This window comes from uncultured Chloroflexus sp. (genome assembly GCF_937951745.1).
GTDB lineage: Bacteria > Chloroflexota > Chloroflexia > Chloroflexales > Chloroflexaceae > Chloroflexus.
Genome location: NZ_CALFBQ010000033.1, coordinates 33,102 through 53,013, shown reverse-complemented (window position 1 = coordinate 53,013; position 19,912 = coordinate 33,102). Strand labels below are relative to the sequence as shown.

Below are 19,912 nucleotides of genomic sequence, written 5' to 3'. Positions count from 1 at the left end.
GATGGCTTGGTCGCTCTATCGCTGGGTCTGGCGGTTGGAGTCGCCGCTTCATATCGGCATGGCGCCTGCCGGCAACCTAAACCGCACTCGGCTGTACGTGCCGGCCCGCAATCTGTGGGGCACCCTCACCGAAGCACTGGCACAGTCAATGGCGAGCGTTAACACTTTTCCTGACTATCAGAGGGTGGGTGATCAGCTCAAGGAAGGAATCCGCTTCAGCTACCTCTTCCCTGCTGAGCAAGAGGGCAATGAGTGGAAAGCATGGCTGCCGCATTACAAGACAGGAGCAGAGTTGGTGTGGAGGCGCGAAGATCAAACCGCCGATGTAGCGGATCGCACTTTCCGCACACGCCTCCTCAGCACACGGCCCGGCACAGCCATTGCCCCTGATTCAGACACCGCTCAAGAAGCCACCTTGCGCGAGTTTGAGGTGATCGGCCCATACTGGCGGAGCAACCAGAGTGTGGTGGGGCTAGTCGGGTATGTATTTGTCCAATCCAGCTCGGGTTCTACAGGAACATGCTGCCAGCTTCTCGGTTCCCCACCCCCGGAGCTGCTCCTCATCGGTGGGGATACAAAATATGGGCTAGGGAGAATCCTCCGCATAAATTGCCAAAATGCAAACGATATTTTCGGGTGCAAGGTTGATCTCAACCAGAACGATCCCGTAGTGAAGTCGGATCACATTCTAGCCCACGCCCTGCCGCCAGCATCGTCCAATAACTTCAAGGGGCAATATGAGGTCATTGCAGGTTGGGATTACAGCAAACAACTGCAATCTAGCAGAGATTTGCTCTGTCAGCCCGGTTCAAAGACCGATCAACAACAAGATTGGAAAATCCTGAATACAGGATACTGGCAGACCAGATAACGTGTGATGTTCGTGCTGGAGTCACGGTAGCAACTTGCAGGTGACCCGCGCGCAAGCAGGAAATAGCTTAAGGCGCTACGCGCCCTCCCAATGACAGGAGAAACACCCCCTCCCCGTAATGGGGTTGGATAGGGGCATTCCTCTTAGCAGATTGGTAGGGGCGGCAGACATTCCACCCTCCATAGGCCTATCCCCGCCAGCGCATGAACGGGGGCGGCAGATATTCCGCCCAACATCAGGCCCTCCCCCCTCTCCCCGTGTGGGAGAGGGGGGCAAGGGGCGCATTCCCCTCACCGCTGGCCCTGCCCCTGTTGCTCCCACCCCCGGCCCTGCTCCTGTTGCCTCCACCCCCGGCCCTGCTCTTGCTGCCCCCACCCCCAGCCCTGCTCCTGCTGCCCCCACCCCCAGCCCCTCCCCCACAAGGGGGGAGGGGAGCGCCCTCACCCCCGGCCCCGCCCCTGTTGCCCCCACCCCCGGCCCCTCCCCCACAAGGGGGGAGGGGAGCATTCCCCCCTCTCCCCTTGTGGGAGAGGGGGGCAAGGGGGGAGAGGGGACCATCCCCGGGTGGGAGAGGGGGGCAAGGGGGGAGAGGGGACCATCCCCCTATAGCGGAGGGGCCGGGAGTGTCCTCGATAAAGGTAGAGGCGGGGTTAAAACCCGTCCCCCCTACGGTAATTCCAACCGTACCGGGCTGCCGTCAATCATCGGTCGCAACGGCGTCACCGAGACATAGCCGGCCAGTACTGCACCATCGTCGGTATCAAGTGCAAATTCGGGGATGCGCTCGCGGGCAAAGTGAAACGCGATCTGCGCCCGCTCGACGGGGCCGGGTGGGGTGAGGGCGATGTCAATGTAGTGGCCAAAGAAGAATTCTGACAGCCGGGTCTGGCGAAAGCCGCGCAGTTCGGATGGTGAAGCGACGTGGGGAACATTGACGTTGAGCACGATCGGCGCATGCCCGCGAATCTGTTCGAGTAGCGGTAAGAGGCGCTGGGCGGCATAAGCTGCCGTGTGCCACGGCATCGGTTCTGGGCCGCGATACTGTAGCGATACCGCCATGGCTGGTAGTCCCCACATTGCGCCGATCATCGCCGCGCCGACGGTGCCGCTGAGCATGACGTTGGTGCCGCTGTTGAGGCCGCGATTGATCCCCGAGACTACGGCGTCGATCGGCGGCAGCACGCCGCTCAGCATAGCGATCGTCACGCACGCAACCGGTGAGCCGTTGTGGGCAAAGGCGAGTATGCCATCAAATTCGGCAGGCGGGATAATGGCGCGCAGTTCGCGATTCGCTTGCGGCGGCAGCGCCATGCTCATCGCGCTCTGCTCTTCGGCAGGAGCAACGACGCTGACCTGCGCGCCGGCTGCTCGCATAGCCCCAGCTAGTGCCCAGAGACCGGGGCTGTCGATACCGTCATCGTTAGTGACTAAGATATGCATTCAGAGACTCCGCAATGCTCGTGATTGGTGGCGTCAAGCGGAGCGCTAGTCGGCTCGCGACAGCATTAGTGCCGGTGAAAATCCGTTTCGCTCCCCTGTTAAGGGAAGGCGGCGTGCAACCATACTGCCGCTTAGAGCTACGAACCATTGCCGACGGGCCAACGGCCTGCGCCTCAAGGCGGCAGCAAAGCATCGGTTGCCTAGACATCTTCGCACCAACGCTCTGCATCCGCGCACCGATGCATTCGGCCTGCCACCGCGCTCCGCTTTCAGCATATCACGACGCGGCTCCCTGAGCAATTGCCGTTTCGATGATGTCGAGCGTGACTTCTTTCAGGCCGCGTGCGCGGGCCGCTTGCTCGGCGGCGGCGCGCAGCGAACGACTGGCGCTGATACGGGCAAGGTAGGGCACCGCGTCAAGTGCCGCGTTCAGCCGGTCGGTTGCTTCCTTCGTCCACGGCATCGTCTCGGCTCCGCTCGGCTTGGGCGGGCCGCCGGCGGTTGGCGTCACTGTCTCGACCGGTAAGAAGTTGATTACCGTCTCATAGAAGCGGTTGACCAGCTCTTGCATGAGGTTGGCCGCCCCAGCATACCCCATAAACGGCGTACCGGTTGTACGGCGCACGACCGGGCCGGGGAAGGTGGCCGGAATGTAGTGCGTGCCACGCGCGTTAGCTTCAGCCAGATAAATCTTCTCGTTGATGCTGCCGAACACGAACGCCGGCGCTTTGGCATGCAGTCGCTTGCGGATTTCGATGTTGTCCGGCTCGTCGTCTCGACGCGGTCGGCCCGATACCCACGCGATCTTCATCCCTAGCTCATCGCCAAGGAAGCTACGCAACCCATCGGCATAGCTGCGCGCAGCTACAATAGCGCAATCCACTGTTGCAAACCAGTCGCTTTGCGGGCCACGCCACAGGTCCCACACCGGTTGCAGGGTGGTACGCTTCTCATGCGCGATGAACGCCTCGACTTGCGTCGGGTCGAGGCCGAGCAGTTGGCCGAGTTCGCGCAAGAAGGCAGTAGTGCCAAAGACGCCGAACGGTGCGAAGAGGTAGGGACGGCCCAACGCTTCGGCTAAGCCTTGGCCAAACTCGCGGTACATCACCACGTTGATCGCTGCTTCCGCCAGCTTGGGAGTAGTGGCGATACTGCCTTCGTAGGGGTAAACGAGATTAATCTCGGCGCCAATGCCAGTGATCAACCGCTTGAGTTCGAAGAGGTCGCTAGGCGCGTTGAAACATCCTAACGAAGGGCCGATGATATTGACCGTGCGCGGGCGGGGTTTGACATCCGCCGGCACAAATGGCTTGCCGTACTGTTCCCACGCAAACAGCAACGCCCGCTCGCGCCCCGTCCACTCATCCTGTTCGAGCGACTGGCTCCAGAAGAACCGCGCTTCAGGGTCGATCTGCGCTACCAGTTGGGCGTGATCGGCGCTAATCATCTCGCTCTCGGCGGTCGAAACCACCAGCAGCCGTTTGCCTTCCAGCATCCCCATCGTGCGCAGATCGTCAATCGTGCGGATCAGCGCTTTTGCCGTGCCGTTAATCACGTCCTCTTCGCGGATGGAGGTCGGTGTCAGATTCGCCATATGTGGGAGCGCGTCAGTATAATCGGTCACCGCCATCCCAAGCAGGTTGTAACAGCCGATTGGAGCGTCACAGACAATATGCACGTCGGGGAAGCAGCCGAACACCCATGACGCGCCCCAATAACTGCTGGTATCGGAAATATCGCGGATCAAGGTAATACTCATCGGTTCGCCTCCCGGCCCTCATCACCCTCGAAGAACGCCAGCATGCGGTCGTAGATCGGTTTGCGGTTGAGCAGGTCGCGCACAAAGCTGAGTGAAGCGACCATGCCACCAGCGAGAAAGAGCGGGCGCACACTGAGAATGTTGGTGTAGTAGACCGACGGAATGCCTTTCTCTTTGGCGTAGGCAGCCAGCGTGGTGGTGCCGATCACGAGATCGAACGACCAGCGCGCCATTGCCGCCTGATCGTCTTCGAGCGTCTTGCGATAGATCACCGCCTCGGTGCCGTGGGCCTTCAGCCACGCTTCATCGGCAGCGGTAAGGGCGCTGGGGCCAATGCTAGTGCTCACATAAGGTACGCGTGCGCCACCCTCGATCAGCAAGCGGGCATAGAGCATCTCGTTGCCCTCGTAGCCGGAAACGAGAATCGTCGCGCCTTGCAGCGGTTTGCTGGCCAAAAAGCCACGCGCGGCAGCTTCCTCTTCGGCGGCAACGCGCTCAACCGCGTCTTCATCAAGGTCGAGCGCCGCACCGATAGCGCGCAGCCATGCTGCACTGCCTTCAGCGCCGATCGGCGCGCCGCTGACTACGGCGACCCCCCGCTCGCGCAAGACGCCAATCGTCTCGCGGTAAAAGGGGTGGAGCGCCGCCACCACCGCTGCCCGCCCAGCCTGTTTAATCTCATCGACGTGCCGGCCGGGGAGCGTTGTCACCACCCGTCCGCCCATTTTGCGTAGGACACCATCGATCAACAACGGATCAGCCGGAAAGACCTCGCCGATCAGCGCTAGCGTCCCCGGCTCATGCTCGTCGCTAGTATCGACAAACCGCCGCATCACCGCCGCTAGCGCCACATCCTTTGCTTCGGGGTGGGAATGGATGGCGTAGGCCGGCACCCGCACCAAAATGACCGGTTTGCCGTTTACCTCTTGCGGCAGCAGCTCCTCGGCCAACCCGGCCGTTTCGGCTACGCAGAGCGAAATTACCGGGATAAACGACGTATTGGCCGCCGTCGCCGCTTCGGCAATCGCCGCGTTGGCCGCCTCTTGCACTTTACCGCTCGACAGCTCAGCCGTACCTAATGCCGGCGCGACAATACTCTTGCGCGCCGCGTAAAAGTGAGTGACAAACGTCAACCCATACAGGCAGCCGGTATCGGTCACCATTGCCGGCTGTGCGCCCTCGATCCGGGTAAGCACGCGCAACGCGCCAAAGGCAGGGCACATCGTCTGCGGATGGAGCTTACACGCGCCGCCGCGAAACGGTTCGGCGGGGGCCTCGGCGCCGGCCGGCGTCAGGGGAATGATCTCGGCCATAACAACTCCTCTGCCCGGACGCAGCCGCTCTGCTGCATGCCGGGATGATCAAGTAGGGACGCGAATAGTTGGTATTATACAACAATTTTCTTGCATAAGTGGTATGCGTAGAAATGAGAAATGGATCGGCGCGGATGGCCAAGCTGTCACATCCATGTTCTATTCATCCATCGGCCACGGATCGGCGCTAAACTGGTCATGCACCTCTTGCAGTTGCACGTCAGCGTAGCTGGCGTAGAAGCTGCGCGTTACTTCGACGCTGCGATGGCGTAAGATTTGCGATACTTCGGCGAGCGCAACCCCCTCATTCAACAAATGATATCCGACAAAGTGGCGGAAGGTATGCGGGGTAACTTGACGTAACAATTCGGCCTCGTCAGCTTTGCCCTCCAACACCATTCGATCAGCCAGTGCATTGGCGGCACTGGTGACAATCCGCCAGCCGCTGATCCGCGATAGTCGTCCGCCACCGGTGCGCGGGTCGAGGGCGACAAACAGCGGTTCGCGGGCCGGCGGCCAGTTCCGTGCGGCAAGGTAGCGGTGCAGGGCTTGTTCGGCATGTTTGCGGATGAAGAGGGTGCCTTCTCGTCGGCCTTTGCCGCGCACAATTACTCGCGCCAAGATACGTCGGTCGCGTGCGACATCGCCGACATCGAGACTGAGCGCCTCGGAGATGCGCGCCCCACTGGAAAAGAGCAGGTGCAGTAGCGCAGCGTTGCGCAGGCGAGTCAGCATCTGCCGCTCACGCTCTTCGCCGGCAGACTTGTCATAAAAACGTACCAGCCGGCGCAGGTCGGGTGGCGTTGGCGCGACCGGGGTAGGCAGGCGCGGCAAGACGCGGCTCACTTCGGGGCGAGCCGCAGCGATCCGAAACGGGATCGCCCCTTGCGAGTCTGCCAGTGCCAGCAAGCCGAACAGCGGGCGCACGTAGGCATGCACCGTGCGCTCCGAGAGCCGTTCGCTTTGGCCACTGGCCCGCGCTGTCGCCGCTCGCTGCGAGAGGTCGTAGCTGCGTTTGCGCAGGGCGCGGGCGTATGCCACCAGATCGCCGATCTGCAAATCACCCAGCCGGTATTTCCCGTTGCGTTCGGCCCAGCGGGTGAAGATGCGCACCGCCGTCTCGTAGCTGGCGATGGTCTGGCGTGCATGGTGGCGTTGGCGCTCGCGGGTATCTTCATCGAGTTCGTCGTCATCATCGCCCTCGGCGAGTCCGGCGCTGGATAGCCGCGCCAGCCAGATTGCGCCGGCGATGGCGATCGGCGTGTCGGGCGTGAGTGGTTGTTCAGCCAGATCGGTCATAATGGTACAAGTAGCATAGCCGCAAGATGGAATTGCCACCAAAACACGAGAGTCACAAAGGTTTAGGGATATGAGTGGCGGGTGTGTGTTCGTAGCTGTTCCGTTTCCTCCACGGTAGCTTGGCATGTGGCCCTTACCCTAGCCCCTTCCTCAGCGGGGGAGGGGCGATGTGAGCATAGCCACAAAAAGACACGAGAATCACAAAGGCTTGAGCAGGATATATGTCTTTTGTGTCTCTTCGTGGCTATTCCTACAACACCCCCAGCGCTACTGCGCCAATAATCAGCACCCCAGCCAAAATCCGGTAATACCCAAACACGGTAAAGTTATGGGTCGCGATGTAGCGTAGCAACCAGCCGATGCATCCATATCCGACAATCATGGCCACCGTTGCGCCCAGCAACAATCGGCCCCAATCGGCAGTCTGAATCTGGTCAAGGCTGCCGATTAAATCAACCAACGTTGCTGCGCCAAGGGTTGGGATAGCAAGATAAAACGAAAACGCCGTCGCGGTGGGTCGGTCGAAGCCGGCCAGCAACCCGCCAACGATTGACGCGCCCGATCGCGAGACCCCCGGCACGAGCGCGAAGATTTGGGCAATACCAACTGTCAAGGCTCGCCGGTTCGAGACAGTGGCAAAATCAACAGCAGTGCTAGTGCGGCGCTTGGTGCTGCCCCGTTCGATCCAAAGAAAGATGATCCCGCCGCTGATCAACGCTGCCGCGATGACCAGTGGCGACTCGAACAGCACCGCTTTGATAAAATCGCGGGCTACAATGCCTACCGCCGCCGCCGGTACAAACGCGATGATCACACCGAGCCAAAGCTTGCGTGCCGTGGCGATCGCTGCCGGATCGCCGCGCCCGATCAGAGCGTTGGCTTGACCAAACAGATCGCGCCAATAAAAGAGCAACACCGAGCAGACGGTGCCAAACTGGATCGCGATCTCAAAGGTGCCGCCGATGCTGCCTTGATAGTTGAGCAATTGGCTGGTCAGCAAGAGGTGGGCAGTCGACGAGATCGGCAGCCACTCGGTGATGCCTTGCACAATCCCCAACACCACAATCTGCCACCAATCGGGGTTGACAGGTGCAGTGATGAGCAAGGCGAAGGCGAGCAAGACGGCAAACCCGATAAAGAGGCTGGAACGGGGTAGCGAGATTGATTGTGTTTGCATGATGGAATTCAAACCTTGTTGGCTACGTGACAGACCGCTCGATACCCGTGCGGGCAGGGCGTAACTTTCAATATGTGCGAGGGCGTCTGCCGCCGGATAGGATGCTCTACAATGGAGTGCGACAGTTGCATTGCCGCACTCCATCACATGGTTGCGCCCGGCGCAACCGTTTCAACGCAAATATTATGTCTCATTCAACACCATCTCAATTGACTCCGCCACTGCCGCAACGGTAGCGCGAATATCCGCCTCGCTATGCACCGCCGAGACAAACCCGCTCCGTCCGCGCATCAGATCCACACCGTTGAGGTGCAGCGCCATGCGTAACCGGCGCAAGAGTTGGGCATCGCCACCGCGTTTGAGCGTCGCCAATGGCAGATTGCGCGGGATGTCGCCGGGGGCAAGATCAGTGGCAGGATCGACAAATACGTGGAAGATCGACCCATCACCGAAGGCCGTCCACCCGCGCAGGCCCTTACTCGCAAAGAGTTCGTTGAGCATCTTGACAAGCAGTTCGCCGCGTTGAGCTGCGATTGCGCCGGGTTCACCGGTTGCGACAGCGCGCAACATCGCGATTCCTGCCGCCGCCGAGAGCGGGTTGGCATTGAACGTTCCCTGTTGGCGGATGCGCCCGCGGGGGCCATGCTCGTCGTGCGCCAGTAGGTCGAGCAATTCGGTCCTGCCAGCCAATGCGCCGCCGGGCAAGCCGCCGGCCACAATCTTAGCCAGACAGACCAGATCAGGAACAACGCCGGCCCGCGCGCAGGCTCCGCCGGGAGCGACGCGAAAGCCGGTCACAATTTCATCGGCGATCAGCAAGACGCCATGGCGTTGGGTTATCTCGCGCAGGCCGACTAAAAAATCGGTAGGCAACGGGATCGAGCCATACGATGCGCCGGTTGGTTCGAGGATCACCGCAGCGACATCATCGCGTGCAGCAAGGGTTGCTTCTACCTGATCAAGGTCGGTTGGTAAGATGATCAAACTCGCTAGTGTTTCAGGTAACACGCCGCGATTGGGGTCATCGGGATCAGCGCCGGGTGCGAGCGCGTCGTGCCAACCGTGAAAATGGCCGGTAAAGCGGATGAGTGTCATCCTGCCGGTTGCAGCACGGGCAATGCGGAGGGCGAGGGTTGTTGCCTCGCTGCCCGAAGCGGTAAATCGGATACGCTCCACTCCCGGAATAAGCTCGGCGATCAGATCGGCCCACTCTAGCTCGAGCCGGTGGCTGGCGCCAAGATGGGTTGAGACCGGCGCTTGCCGTTCGATGGCCTCGACAATCGCCGGGTGGCCGTGACCGAGCAAGAGCGCACCGTGGCCACACCAATAGTCGATCATCCGATTGTCATCCACATCCCACTTATACGGCCCGTTGGCGCGTTCCATGAAGAGAGGGAAGGGATCGGCGTAGCGGCCATCGTGAGTCGCGCCGCCGGGAAAGCGTTGCAAGGCGCGTTCGGCCAAGACAGCCGAGCCGGCAAATCGTTGGCGGTAGAGTTGTTCGAGTGACATACGCATTACATCCCTACGCTGAGGCGATAGATCAGTGCTGCCGGCAAGCCGTAGCTGCGCATCTGTTCTTGGGTGCGTTGCACATCGTAGGCTACCCGCTTAAAGGTAAGGATCTGCTTGTCGGTGTCGAAGATGGCGTATGCAGCGCGTGGATCGTGATCGCGTGGCTGGCCGACGCTGCCGGGATTGATGAAGTAGCGCGCATCGCTGGTGAGCGTGATTTGGCTATTCCCTTCCGGTATGATGCGCTCGCACCGATCTTCGCCGTTGGGGCAGCGAAAGGCAAACTGGACGTGTGAATGCCCAATGAAGCAGACCGGTTCGGTAAACCATTCGAGGTTGGCGAGCGCCTGTGATGGCATAAGCAGGTATTCCCAGATCGGTTCACGTGGGCTGCCGTGCGCAAGATAATAGCGATTGTTAACTGTATGGACTGGTTGGAGCGGCAACATCCATTCACGGTTTGCCGGTTTGAGTTGAGCGCCGTTCCAGAGATTAGCCCGCCGGGCATCGGGGTTAAAGTCGTTGAGACTAATCTTACCCAGACAGGCCAAATCGTGGTTGCCAGTTAAGATGACCGAGGCGTGTTGCTGCATCAATTCAATGCACTCATTCGGTGCCGGCCCGTAGCCGATCGTGTCGCCGAGACACCACAACCCGTCAAACGAACCGGCATCGGCTAGCACTGTTTCAAGTGCAACGATGTTGGAATGAATATCAGAGAGGATCAGAATCCGCATATCTTTACGTTTTGACGATGCTCGCAGCCAGATCGTATAATTGGCAGCGACCCGGTTATCAGGAGCGTCGCCGTTATGGTTGAACCGTCAGGACACTGCCCGTACCTTGGATTAAAACAGAATCAAGCGATCCGGTTTGCGTCGCCGACGCCAGAGCATCGCTGCTATGCGGCCGGGCAGGCGCAAGATATCCCTCAAATTGAACCTGACTATCAAGTTCGCTATTGCTTGTCGGCGTCCCATGTACGTTGCCCATTATACATGGGGATGCCATTACCTACAACGTCAACCCCGCTGGCGGCGACTGCTCCGGCTGGGGCAGCGCCGGCTGCGCTAGCGCCGGTCTCAGTTTCCCCGGCAAGTGGTCTGCGCGCATGGTTCGCTGATCTTGCGCCGCGCGATCGTGTGATCTACAGTGTGTTACTGGCGGTGTTACTGTTGGCCTTGTTTGGGTATGCGCTAGGCGGTCTTGCCTTTGTTGGCGCAATGCTCAATCCGACTGCAGCTCCGACTGCAACCGGCCCCACGCTAGCGCTGCCACCGACGGTGACCACGACGATGCCTTCACTGACAGCGACCGAGTTTGCCTCGCCTACGGCGACATTGTCGTCCACAGTGGCTGCTTCGCCAACCGCACCGCTGCTCCTTTCACCAACAGCGACGCCTTACGAATTGATCCCGGTGACGAATACGCCGACGATTCCGATTATTATTCCACCGCCGCCGGTGTTCTTCACGGCCACGCCGACGCTATCGCCAGAATTACCACCGATCGAGTTGCCGGCTGCCACGCCAGATATACCTCCGGCGGAGATACCAACGATGCTACCGACGGAAGTGCCGACGGAAGTGCCGACGCCTACGGCGACCCCGTAAGAAATAATAAATTCGGAGTGCGACAGTTCAACTGCCGCACTCCGCACTCAATGTGCCATGCCCTGCGCCTCTACTCTGCCGCCAGTGCAGTGGCTTGGGGGGCTGGTACGGTTCCCAACTGCTTCACCAACTGGTCGCCAAGGTACAACATTTGCTGCACAAAGGGATGTTTCGGCTGCTCAAGGATCAGTGGCATTCCTCGATTGACGGATGTCACCACCGGTTGGCCGCCGCTAGCGATGTGGAAGTTGATCTTGCGCCGCAAGACGCGCTCGATCTCGCCGACACCGATCCCAACGCCAGAGTTGGCCCGGTTTAAGACAATGCTGATAGCGTTGGGATTGATGCCTAACTGGTTCGCTAAGCCGAGGAACAGGCTGGTGTTCTTGAGCGGGCCAATTTCGGGCGTAATCACCAACAAGACGTGATCGGCCCGATCAAATACCGACAGCGTGCGATCGTCATAGCTGGTCTGGCAATCAACCACGACATAGTCGGCACTGACGGCGAGCAAATCAAGAATGCGAGTGATATGGTCAGGACTGACCAATTCCGCTTCTTCAGGGCGGGGTGGCGCCAGCAGCGCCTGCAAGCCGGAAGGATGGGCTAGCAGCACCTGATTGACCATTTCACGCTCGATCTCATCACCGCTGCGCACAATATCAACGATGCTGCGGGTTGGCGCAATATTGAGGTGAACGGCGATATCGCCGAAGGTGAGATCGGCATCGACGATGATGACGCGCTGGCGGGTGCGTAAGCGAATGGCAAGTGCCAACGATACCGCAATGGTGGTTTTGCCGACACCGCCTTTCGCGCCAAACACCGCGATAATGTTACCGCGCCGCAACGGTGCGCTCGGTGCTGCGCTCACAGTGCGGGCGAGCAGGTTTTTCACCCGGTAAACCAGCTCTGGCGGTTCAAACGGCTTGGCGAGATAATCGTTCGCTCCCGCTTCAAAGCCGGCGATCTTGGCGCTAATATCGCCTTGCGCCGTCAACATGAGTATCGGCAGCGTTTTGGTCAATGGATGCTGGCGTACCCGCTTGCAAAGGGTGTAGCCATCGATGCCGGGTAGCAGCACATCACAGATAAGGGCATCAGGCGGAGCTTTGTAAATCTGCTGCAAGGCCTCTTCACCACTAGCGGCCCGCCGCACCTCGTAACCGGCATTGCGCAACATCACCTCAAGCATCTCGGCGACAACATCGTCGTCATCAACAATGAGCAGGGTGGGCGGTTTCATAGCGCGTTCCTCTCGGATGCAGACAGACGGTCGAGCAGGGCTGGTAAAGCCCCCGCTGCAAGCGGGAGCAAAAGATAGTCATCAGTGCCGAAGGCGATGGTGGCAGCAGCGCGAGGTTCGGCAGCCGCCGGCGCAATCGTCACGATACGCGCCGCAGTAAAATGATCGCGCAGCGACATCAAGTGCGGGGTTCGTACACCCTCGATCTGCGTCATATCGACCAGAATCAAGTTGGGAGGAATGGGTGACTCATACGTGAGCGCATGTTCAACATTGTCGACCACATCGTACATAATGTTGTGTTCGGTCAGTGCTTGGCGCAGCAACCGGCGCTGAATGCCATTGGCGCTGATGATCAGCGCGCGCCAATTGAGTTGCTGCCCGGCAGGCGAGGGGACGATTGCGGCCATCGTGATTGCCGAAGGAGCTTCACTGCTGGTCATGTCAACCACCACCCGGTTGCGTCCGGCCCGTTTGGCTTGGTAAAGGGCGGCATCGGCGGCCTGCATGGCCCCAATCTGGCTGCGATGCTGCGGATAGCCGGCAATACCGGCGCTAAAGGTGACACCGAACACACCTGCCGGCCCGTAGTGGCGCAGGGCAGAAAAACTCTCGCGAATGCCGTCAATCAGCGTGCGCGCCTCAATCACCGAGGTATTGGGCAGGGCGATCAGAAATTCTTCACCGCCGTGCCGTCCGATCAGATCGCTCTTCCGTAACCGTTGGTGCAAGAGCCGGGCAAAGCTGCGCAACACCTGATCGCCGATGATATGGCCATAGCGGTCGTTCACGCGCTTGAAATGATCGATATCGATCATCACGATGGCCAGCGGTTGTTGTAACCGTTCGGCGCGGGCAAACTCGCGCGCCAATTCTTCCTCGACAGCCTGATGGTTGAGCAGGCCGGTCAGACTGTCGCGCAAGAGAAAACGCTGGATGTAGCGTGCCCTGCCGGCGCGAGCCGAAATGGCAGCGACCAGATCCTCTGGCGTAATGGGCTTTGCGAGAAAATCATCTGCCCCTAGCGAAAGGGCCGATTGCTGTTGGCTGCGGTTGGTTTCGGCTGACAGAAAAACGATCGGCATGCCAACGTAGCGATCTTGTTGGCGAATGACGCTAGCTAGCTCTTTGCCGCTGCAAATCGGCATGTACATGTCGAGAATGATCAAGTCGGGCTGGAAGGTCTGCAACTGGTCGAGCGTCTCGCGCGGGTCGGCAATGGCGCGCGCGTACATACCGGCAGTTTCCAGACTCTGGACGCAACGCTGACCAAAATCGGGGTCATCATCAACAATCAACACTCGCAACGGCGTGTTCTCTTCCACACCGGTCAGACGATCAAGCGCTTCGATTAACCGTCCGGCATCGACCGGCTTGGCAAAATAGGCATGCCCGCCGCTGCGCACGGCCGCCAATCGGGCGGTAAAGTCATCCCGTTGGGATATGTAAATGACCGGCACCGGCACTGTGCGCTCGCGCTGGATGGCGGCAATGGACTCGGTGCCGGCGAGATCGCCGCTGGGAAAGACGACATCCATCACAATCGCCGCTGGGTTGAGCGCGCGCACCAGTGTTGGCAATCCTTCGAGATCATTGACGAGATGGACATCGTAGTTGAAGAGCTGGAGTTGTTCACTCAAATTGATGGCAAAATCTTGATCGTCTTCTACCAAGATAATCGTATGTGGACGACCGTTCGGTTCGCGTGACGATGATGCGTAGGAGTGGAGGGCTAGTGGTTGGGGTAAGGTCGTCGATGGCGGCGGTGGCTCAGATGGTTGATCGGCGGGTGTTGGCGCTAGCACTGGCGGTGGTTTAGATGCCGATTCCGGCAAGACAGTTGTAACTTTCCCTTCCTTTACCATCCGCTGCAACAGCCTGACCTGCTGGGCCAAAGCGTGGTAAGCGGCGACATCGAGGGGCTGATCATGTTCGAGCCACTCTTTCAGGCCGATGTCAATCTCGCGGGCAACCGCACCCAAATCGGCAAAACCGAACATTGCTGCCGAGCCGGCCAGTTTATGGGCAAGTTGGCGGGCCTCCATCCCAACCGTCTTGTCCCACTGGCTCTGCTCGAGCTGGCGCCAAGCCGTTACAATCGCCTCGACCCGGTCGCCAATCTGCGAGGCGTAGCGCCGGCGCAATGCTTCAAACTGTTCAGCAGGATCGGGTTTCATAGGCTTTCATCCAGATTGCAGCCACTTGCGCTGATAATGTCATTGGATCAAATGGCTTCGAGATCACATCGGCTGCCCCAAGCGCCAAGTATTGCTCGACTTCGTGGCGCTGCACCCGCGCCGTCATAAAGATCACTGGCGTCTGTGCCAGCGCCGGCTTCTTCCGCAACTCGGCCAGCGTCGTCGGGCCGTCCATCCCCGGCATCATCACATCGAGCAGGATCAGATCAGGCGCAAATTGTTCAGCCACTGCCAATGCTTCAGCTCCTGAACTGCACATCTGCACAGTGTAGCCGCCAACCGCTTCTAAGGCCAGTTGGGCCACCATCTGAATATCAGGATCGTCTTCGACGAAGAGGATTTTCTGCAACGATGCCATACGCGGTTCTCCTTTACCTAGTCGATGTGGGCGATGTTGAGGCGGGAGCAGCCTGATCGAGCAGGCGCGTCACGGCGGTCAGGAGCTCGGCATTCGTCGTGCGTGATTTGACCAACGTAACGGCGACGCGATTGGCAATTTCCGGGTCGAGATCGCGCACAGAGAAGAGGATGACTTGCAGTGGCGGTTGCTGGCTCTCGATCAGTGGCAAGAGATCAATCCCGTTGCCGTCAGGCAAGTTCTGATCGAGAATAACCAGATCAAACGTTTGGGTACGTAACAAGTGCTGCGCTTCAGCGATGGTGGCTGCCTGTTGCACCTCGGCAATATCGGCTAATAACAACCGCACGACCGCAACCACATCACTGTCGTCCTCGATATGCAGCACTTGGGGCCGGCTCGCGCTGGCGCGCCGTGCTGCCCGGCGCAGCGCGGTGAGCAACCGTTGCTGATCGATCGGCTTTGGCAACCAGTCTATCACATCAACGCCTTCCCCGCCAATGGTTTGTTCTTCGTCGGCCCGCGCCGATACCACGACGATCGGTAGATTGCGCGTGCGCGCTTTGTTGCGCACTTCACGGATAAAGGTGCTGCCGTCTTCGTTCGGCCACATCAGATCAAGCGTCATTGCCCGGTAGTCGTGTTGTTGCAAGAGTTCGCGCGCTTTGGCCAATGTGTGGGCAACGTCGGTGGCATAGCCGGCTTGCTGCAACATCAGTGACAGCAGCGCAGCAATGTCGGGATCGTCTTCGCAGATCAAGATGCGCGGCGCATACTGAGGCGCTGCCGGCATCGGTAAAGAGGTGGTGTTTGCCCGATATTCGATCAAATCGACGTAGAAGGTTGTGCCCACGCCGGTTGCGGTGACGAAGCCAATCTGGCCGCCGTGCCGCTCAACAATGGCCCGGCTGATGCTCAGGCCAAGGCCGGTGCCGCCTTGTTGGCGCGTGTTTGATGAATCGGCCTGCGCGAATTTTTGGAAGATCCGATCACGAAACTCTACCGGAATCCCCGGCCCATGGTCGGTAACGGTAATCCGCACCCGTCCTTGTGGCTCGCGCCCGATCGCTACTTCCACCTTGCCCCCCGCCGGTGAGAATTTGACCGCGTTCGAGATCAGGTTGGTGATGACTTGCGTCATCCGGTCGGGATCGACGTACACCTGCACATTGGGCAAGGTAGCGGTCAACTCAATCTTGACATCGTATTGCTGGCCGAAGCCGCGATTGGCTTCAATCGTCTGCCGCACGAGTTCGTCAAGTACGACCGGTTGTAGCTGAAACACCATCTTGCCCGACTCGATCTTCTCGATGTCGAGAATGTCGTTGATCAGCCGCACTAGCCGCTCGCTATTTTTCAGCGCAATGTCGATCATAGCTGCGGCACGGGGCGGTAATTCGCCAGCCACTCCGCCAGCCAACAAGCCAAGCGAACCGCGGATTGAGGTCAGTGGCGTGCGCAATTCGTGCGAGACGACCGCGACAAACTCGTTCTTCATCCGCTCGACCGCCCGCCGTTCGGTGACGTCGCGGAAGAACCACACTCTGCCGTAGTAATCGCCTTCGGCACTGATCACCGGCGCGCTGTAACGCTCGAAGGTGCGGCCATCTTTCAGCTCGATCTCGGCTTTACTGGTCAGGTGCGGGTTGGCGTAAAGCTCCTCAATCTCGTTGCGCATCCGCTCCGGATCGCACACTTGGTCTAGCATGGCTTCCATACTGGCCGCGCAGATTGCCTGTTCGACGGGAATGTTATCGAGCTTCCACAGCTCGCAGAAACGCCGGTTAGCGTAGAGGCAGCGCCGTTCGGGTGACACGACTAGCACACCATCAGGTGAGGCTTCAGTTTGGCACTCGAGCAGCGTCTTCTGGAAGCGTAGCTCTTGTTCGGCTAAGCGGCGAGCCGTGATGTCGTGGAAACTGGCGACGGCGGCGTAGACTTGCCCATGCTCATCACACAGCGGCTGAGAGTTGATCGATATCCATGTCAATTCACCGGTTGGTTTTCGTATCCCCATGATGACATCGCTCTGCGGACGTCCGGTGGTGAGTGCAACCATGATTGGGTGTTCTTCACCGGGAAAGGGGCTGCCGTCTTCGTGAATCGCTTGCCAACGCGGATCGAAGCTGGTGCGGCCTACCAGTTGGTCGTGGGTCAGGCCAAGAATCCGTTCGGCGCTGGCGTTGCACGTCTCGATCACGCCAGTTTTATTCATGACCACGATCCCCTCGCTCATCGCAGTAATCACCGAGCGATAGCGGGTCTCGCTAGCACGTAGCTCTTCCTCGCTCTTCTTGCGCGCAGTGATGTCAAAGCGCACCGCGAGGTATCGTTCGGGCTGGCCATTTTCGCCGATAAACGGCACAATGGTTGTATCAACCCAGAAGAGGTGACCATCTTTGGCCCGGTTACAGATCTCGTTGCGCCAGATCTGGCCAGCTTTGATCGTGTTCCACAACTCGGCAAAGAACTCTGGCGGATGCACGCCCGATTTGAAGATGCGATGATCTCTCCCGATTAGCTCATCGGGCCGGTAGCCAGTGATCGCGCAGAATCGTTCGTTCACTTCGAGGATGTGCCCTTCGGGATCGGCAATCGACAGGATAGCTGATTGTTCGAGTGCATTCATCACGTCGCGGCTCTCTTTCAACGCCGCGCGCAGCATGCGCTCCATCTCTTTTTGATGAGTAATGTCTGACTCGATCGCGATAAAGTGCGTGAGTTTGTGCTGCTCGTCGTAGACCGGCGAGATGTCGAGTGCGAGCCAGTAGGGCCGGCCTTGCTTGGTGTAATTGACGATCTCGGCTTTGATTGACTCCCCGTTGCGTAGAGCTTGGCTGATCGCGGCTACCGTGGCCGGATCGGTCGCCGGTCCCTGCAAAAATTCGCCCGGTTTCCGCCCGCGCACTTCATCGAAAGTATAGCCGGAAATGCGGGTAAAGCCTTCGTTGACCCACTCTACTATGCCGGTGCGGTCGGTGATAATCACCGCGTTGTCGGTATAACGGGCGACTAGCGATAGCATGCGCAGTTGGTCGGCTTCGCGGCGAGCGCTGCGGGCAAAAGGGCGGATGACCAGCAGACCGCCAGCCGTCAAGAGGAAGAGAATCATCGCCAGCACACCAGCTTGTATGAGTGAAACCTGATCACGCAAGGCTTGACTTTGCATCAGCAAGAGACTGCTGGCTGCACTGAGATCGCTTTGCACCGTGATCAGGTTTGTTTGAATGGCGCGCAGATCGGGATTATCCCGGCTCAGTTGATCGGGTGGCGCTTCAACTAGGTTTTTGACATAAAACAAAAACCGCTCTAGGGCTGGTGTCATGTGGGTCAGATAGGCTATCGGTGCTTCTGCCAGCAACCGTTGGTGTGTTTGCTGTAATTCAGAGCTGAGGGTGCGCAGTTCAGCCCGGATCGAGGTGGCCTGCGAGGCATTGGCAAAGAGGGCTAGCTCGGTGGCGAGCAGCGCCGTTTGCTGGGCGCGGATCTGCTGGCGATAGGTGAGGTCAAGCACTGAATCGTATTGTGATAGCCGCAGCGAATTGATCGCGAGCAGCGAGTAACCGCCAACTGCCAGCAGGGCAATTAGTATGAGGCCAATGATATACGTGTGTGTTAGTCGCTGGATCGGTGAGATGCGCGGCATAGTTAAGCCTCTTCACGGAGGGCGGCAGGGAGGGTGAACCAGAAGGTTGCGCCCTTTCCGGGTGTAGACGAGACATCGATCACGCCACCATGAGCCATCACCACTTTACGAGCAATGGCAAGCCCAAGACCAGTGCTCTTTTCGCCGCCGGTGGGCCGGGCGGATAGCCGGCTAAACGCTTCAAACAGCCGGCTGCGTTCATCGGGGCTAATCCCCGGCCCTTGGTCGGATACCGCAAATTTCCACCAGTCGCCGTCGCGTTCGGCGCTCACCGTAATGGTACTGCCGGGAGGCGAGAATTTGACCGCGTTTGAGATCAGGTTGTCGAGCACTTGGCGAAGACGCAATGGATCGGCATACACCGTGCCATCAATCGACCTCGCCAGTTCGATGCGGGTTTGTTTGGGATTGGCTAATAACTGGTGGCGGTTGATCGTCTCTTCCAGCAATGGCTTGATCGCCACCGGTTCGGGTGAAATCGTCACCGTGCCATTCTCGATCTGGCTCAGATCAAGGAGATCGTTCAGCATTGCTAGCATGCGCTCGGTCTGGCGATAGATGTCATCGAGCATCCGCTGGCGCTCTTCCGGCGGGCGCTGCAATTCTTGGTTGCGCAGAATAGCGGTCATCATCTGGATAATCGCTACTGGGTTGCGCAAGTCGTGGGCTACCATGCCGAGCAGGTTGTTCTTGAGCGCCGATAAGCGGCGGAGTTCGGCGTTTTGCTTTTCGAGCAGCTCTTTTTGAGCCGCGAGTTGCGAGACGAGGTTGCCTTTTTCCACAATGACCGACAACTGCTCGGCAATCTGCATATAACGTTCGATATGCTCGTTGGTGTAGGTATTGGGTTTGGTGCTTGAAAAGAAGATAAAGCCGACCGGTACGCCGTTGGCGATCAGTGGGCAGGTCAGCGAAGAGCGAATCCCTTCGTTGACGATCAGGCGGGTTGATTCTGACTCGGGCTTGCGGCGCAAATACTGTACGAGGTCATTGATGATGCGTGGTTGACCAGTTTGTATGATCTTCTCAAGGCTGCTGCCGGCCATCGGTGCTGCGTAACCGCGTTTCAAATGGACTGCGGGTAAGCTGGTGCGAGCCCAACGCGCGCGCAACACCTTACCGCCGTCTTCGAGCAGGGCAAACCCAATCCGCTCATAAGGAATCACCTCGCGAAAGTCGTTATACACGCCGTCGAGGATTTCATCGAGCATGAGGCCGGCATTGATGCGGGTGGTAATGCGGTGTAGGGTCTCGATCTCGCGCTGGCGGCGGGCAAGACTAGCAGCCAGTTCGCGGAGCGAGGCTGCTAGCCGGCTGATCCGTTGGTCGTGACTCTGCACGGCCGGCACGTCAATCGTGAAGTCGCCATCGCGCAGGTGTTCGGCAATTTCGACGAGCCGTTCGATCTCATCGGCGGTGTGATCAGTGATTGATGGCATAGCGCGACTCCTCGAGCTGATGTGGCGACTCTTTGATG

General features: G+C 59.1%; 14 protein-coding genes. 2 read left to right on the top strand and 12 right to left on the bottom strand.

The window, feature by feature from the left end:
• A partial coding sequence (locus tag Q1A59_RS09150; RefSeq protein ID WP_299043875.1) for a hypothetical protein occupies window positions 1–871 on the top strand: 871 nt, incomplete at its 5' end.
• Between the two features lie 666 nt (window positions 872–1,537).
• On the opposite strand, the gene surE is transcribed toward Q1A59_RS09150, so the two are convergent.
• From surE to Q1A59_RS09115, 7 genes are all read right to left on the bottom strand, one after another.
• Window positions 1,538–2,311, bottom strand: a complete 774-nt coding sequence (gene surE / locus Q1A59_RS09145) for a 5'/3'-nucleotidase SurE (protein WP_298407324.1) — start codon at window positions 2,309–2,311, stop codon at window positions 1,538–1,540.
• A gap of 277 nt (window positions 2,312–2,588) precedes the next feature.
• The gene (gene bchZ, locus Q1A59_RS09140; RefSeq protein WP_298407327.1) at window positions 2,589–4,070 is read right to left on the bottom strand and encodes a chlorophyllide a reductase subunit Z; all 1,482 of its coding nucleotides are present in this window, start codon (window positions 4,068–4,070) and stop codon (window positions 2,589–2,591) included.
• The gene (bchY, locus tag Q1A59_RS09135; protein ID WP_298407330.1) at window positions 4,067–5,383 is read right to left on the bottom strand and encodes a chlorophyllide a reductase subunit Y; all 1,317 of its coding nucleotides are present in this window, start codon (window positions 5,381–5,383) and stop codon (window positions 4,067–4,069) included. Before bchY ends, bchZ begins: the two co-directional genes overlap by 4 nt.
• 159 nt (window positions 5,384–5,542) lie before the next feature.
• Window positions 5,543–6,721 carry a tyrosine-type recombinase/integrase gene (locus tag Q1A59_RS09130; RefSeq protein WP_298407333.1) on the bottom strand — a complete coding sequence of 393 codons (1,179 nt, stop codon included), beginning with the start codon at window positions 6,719–6,721 and terminating at the stop codon, window positions 5,543–5,545.
• 211 nt (window positions 6,722–6,932) lie between these two features.
• The gene (locus Q1A59_RS09125; protein ID WP_298407336.1) at window positions 6,933–7,859 is read right to left on the bottom strand and encodes an undecaprenyl-diphosphate phosphatase; all 927 of its coding nucleotides are present in this window, start codon (window positions 7,857–7,859) and stop codon (window positions 6,933–6,935) included.
• A gap of 183 nt (window positions 7,860–8,042) precedes the next feature.
• On the bottom strand, window positions 8,043–9,371 hold the full coding sequence (locus tag Q1A59_RS09120; RefSeq protein ID WP_298407339.1) for an aspartate aminotransferase family protein: 1,329 nt from the start codon (window positions 9,369–9,371) through the stop codon (window positions 8,043–8,045).
• Between the two features lie 5 nt (window positions 9,372–9,376).
• On the bottom strand, window positions 9,377–10,111 hold the full coding sequence (locus Q1A59_RS09115) for a metallophosphoesterase (protein WP_298407342.1): 735 nt from the start codon (window positions 10,109–10,111) through the stop codon (window positions 9,377–9,379).
• 267 nt (window positions 10,112–10,378) lie between these two features.
• On the opposite strand from Q1A59_RS09115, the gene Q1A59_RS09110 reads away from it, so the two are divergent.
• The gene (locus tag Q1A59_RS09110) at window positions 10,379–10,987 is read left to right on the top strand and encodes a hypothetical protein (RefSeq protein WP_298483234.1); all 609 of its coding nucleotides are present in this window, start codon (window positions 10,379–10,381) and stop codon (window positions 10,985–10,987) included.
• A 70-nt stretch (window positions 10,988–11,057) separates the two neighbouring features.
• On the opposite strand, the gene Q1A59_RS09105 is transcribed toward Q1A59_RS09110, so the two are convergent.
• The 5 genes from Q1A59_RS09105 to Q1A59_RS09085 are packed head-to-tail and all read right to left on the bottom strand — an operon-like array spanning window position 11,058 to window position 19,874.
• Window positions 11,058–12,233 carry a response regulator gene (locus tag Q1A59_RS09105; RefSeq protein ID WP_298403691.1) on the bottom strand — a complete coding sequence of 392 codons (1,176 nt, stop codon included), beginning with the start codon at window positions 12,231–12,233 and terminating at the stop codon, window positions 11,058–11,060.
• Window positions 12,230–14,410 carry a response regulator gene (locus Q1A59_RS09100; protein WP_298403694.1) on the bottom strand — a complete coding sequence of 727 codons (2,181 nt, stop codon included), beginning with the start codon at window positions 14,408–14,410 and terminating at the stop codon, window positions 12,230–12,232. The genes Q1A59_RS09105 and Q1A59_RS09100 overlap by 4 nt, the downstream gene beginning before the upstream one ends.
• Entirely contained in the window at window positions 14,391–14,789 is a 399-nt protein-coding gene (locus tag Q1A59_RS09095) for a response regulator (protein WP_298403696.1), read from the bottom strand. The genes Q1A59_RS09100 and Q1A59_RS09095 overlap by 20 nt, the downstream gene beginning before the upstream one ends.
• A 13-nt stretch (window positions 14,790–14,802) precedes the next feature.
• The gene (locus Q1A59_RS09090; RefSeq protein WP_298403699.1) at window positions 14,803–18,435 is read right to left on the bottom strand and encodes a PAS domain S-box protein; all 3,633 of its coding nucleotides are present in this window, start codon (window positions 18,433–18,435) and stop codon (window positions 14,803–14,805) included.
• 2 nt (window positions 18,436–18,437) lie between these two features.
• Entirely contained in the window at window positions 18,438–19,874 is a 1,437-nt protein-coding gene (locus tag Q1A59_RS09085) for a GAF domain-containing sensor histidine kinase (RefSeq protein WP_298483238.1), read from the bottom strand.
• Window positions 19,875–19,912 lie beyond the last annotated feature (38 nt).

Coding starts and splice junctions, on each gene's coding strand:
- surE (WP_298407324.1), bottom strand. CDS start 2,311: ATGCATATCTTAGTCACTAACGATGACGGTATCGACAGCCCCGGTCTC.
- bchZ (WP_298407327.1), bottom strand. CDS start 4,070: ATGAGTATTACCTTGATCCGCGATATTTCCGATACCAGCAGTTATTGG.
- bchY (WP_298407330.1), bottom strand. CDS start 5,383: ATGGCCGAGATCATTCCCCTGACGCCGGCCGGCGCCGAGGCCCCCGCC.
- Q1A59_RS09125 (WP_298407336.1), bottom strand. CDS start 7,859: ATGCAAACACAATCAATCTCGCTACCCCGTTCCAGCCTCTTTATCGGG.
- Q1A59_RS09120 (WP_298407339.1), bottom strand. CDS start 9,371: ATGTCACTCGAACAACTCTACCGCCAACGATTTGCCGGCTCGGCTGTC.
- Q1A59_RS09115 (WP_298407342.1), bottom strand. CDS start 10,111: ATGCGGATTCTGATCCTCTCTGATATTCATTCCAACATCGTTGCACTT.
- Q1A59_RS09110 (WP_298483234.1), top strand. CDS start 10,379: ATGCCATTACCTACAACGTCAACCCCGCTGGCGGCGACTGCTCCGGCT.
- Q1A59_RS09105 (WP_298403691.1), bottom strand. CDS start 12,233: ATGAAACCGCCCACCCTGCTCATTGTTGATGACGACGATGTTGTCGCC.
- Q1A59_RS09100 (WP_298403694.1), bottom strand. CDS start 14,410: ATGAAACCCGATCCTGCTGAACAGTTTGAAGCATTGCGCCGGCGCTAC.
- Q1A59_RS09095 (WP_298403696.1), bottom strand. CDS start 14,789: ATGGCATCGTTGCAGAAAATCCTCTTCGTCGAAGACGATCCTGATATT.
- Q1A59_RS09090 (WP_298403699.1), bottom strand. CDS start 18,435: ATGCCGCGCATCTCACCGATCCAGCGACTAACACACACGTATATCATT.
- Q1A59_RS09085 (WP_298483238.1), bottom strand. CDS start 19,874: ATGCCATCAATCACTGATCACACCGCCGATGAGATCGAACGGCTCGTC.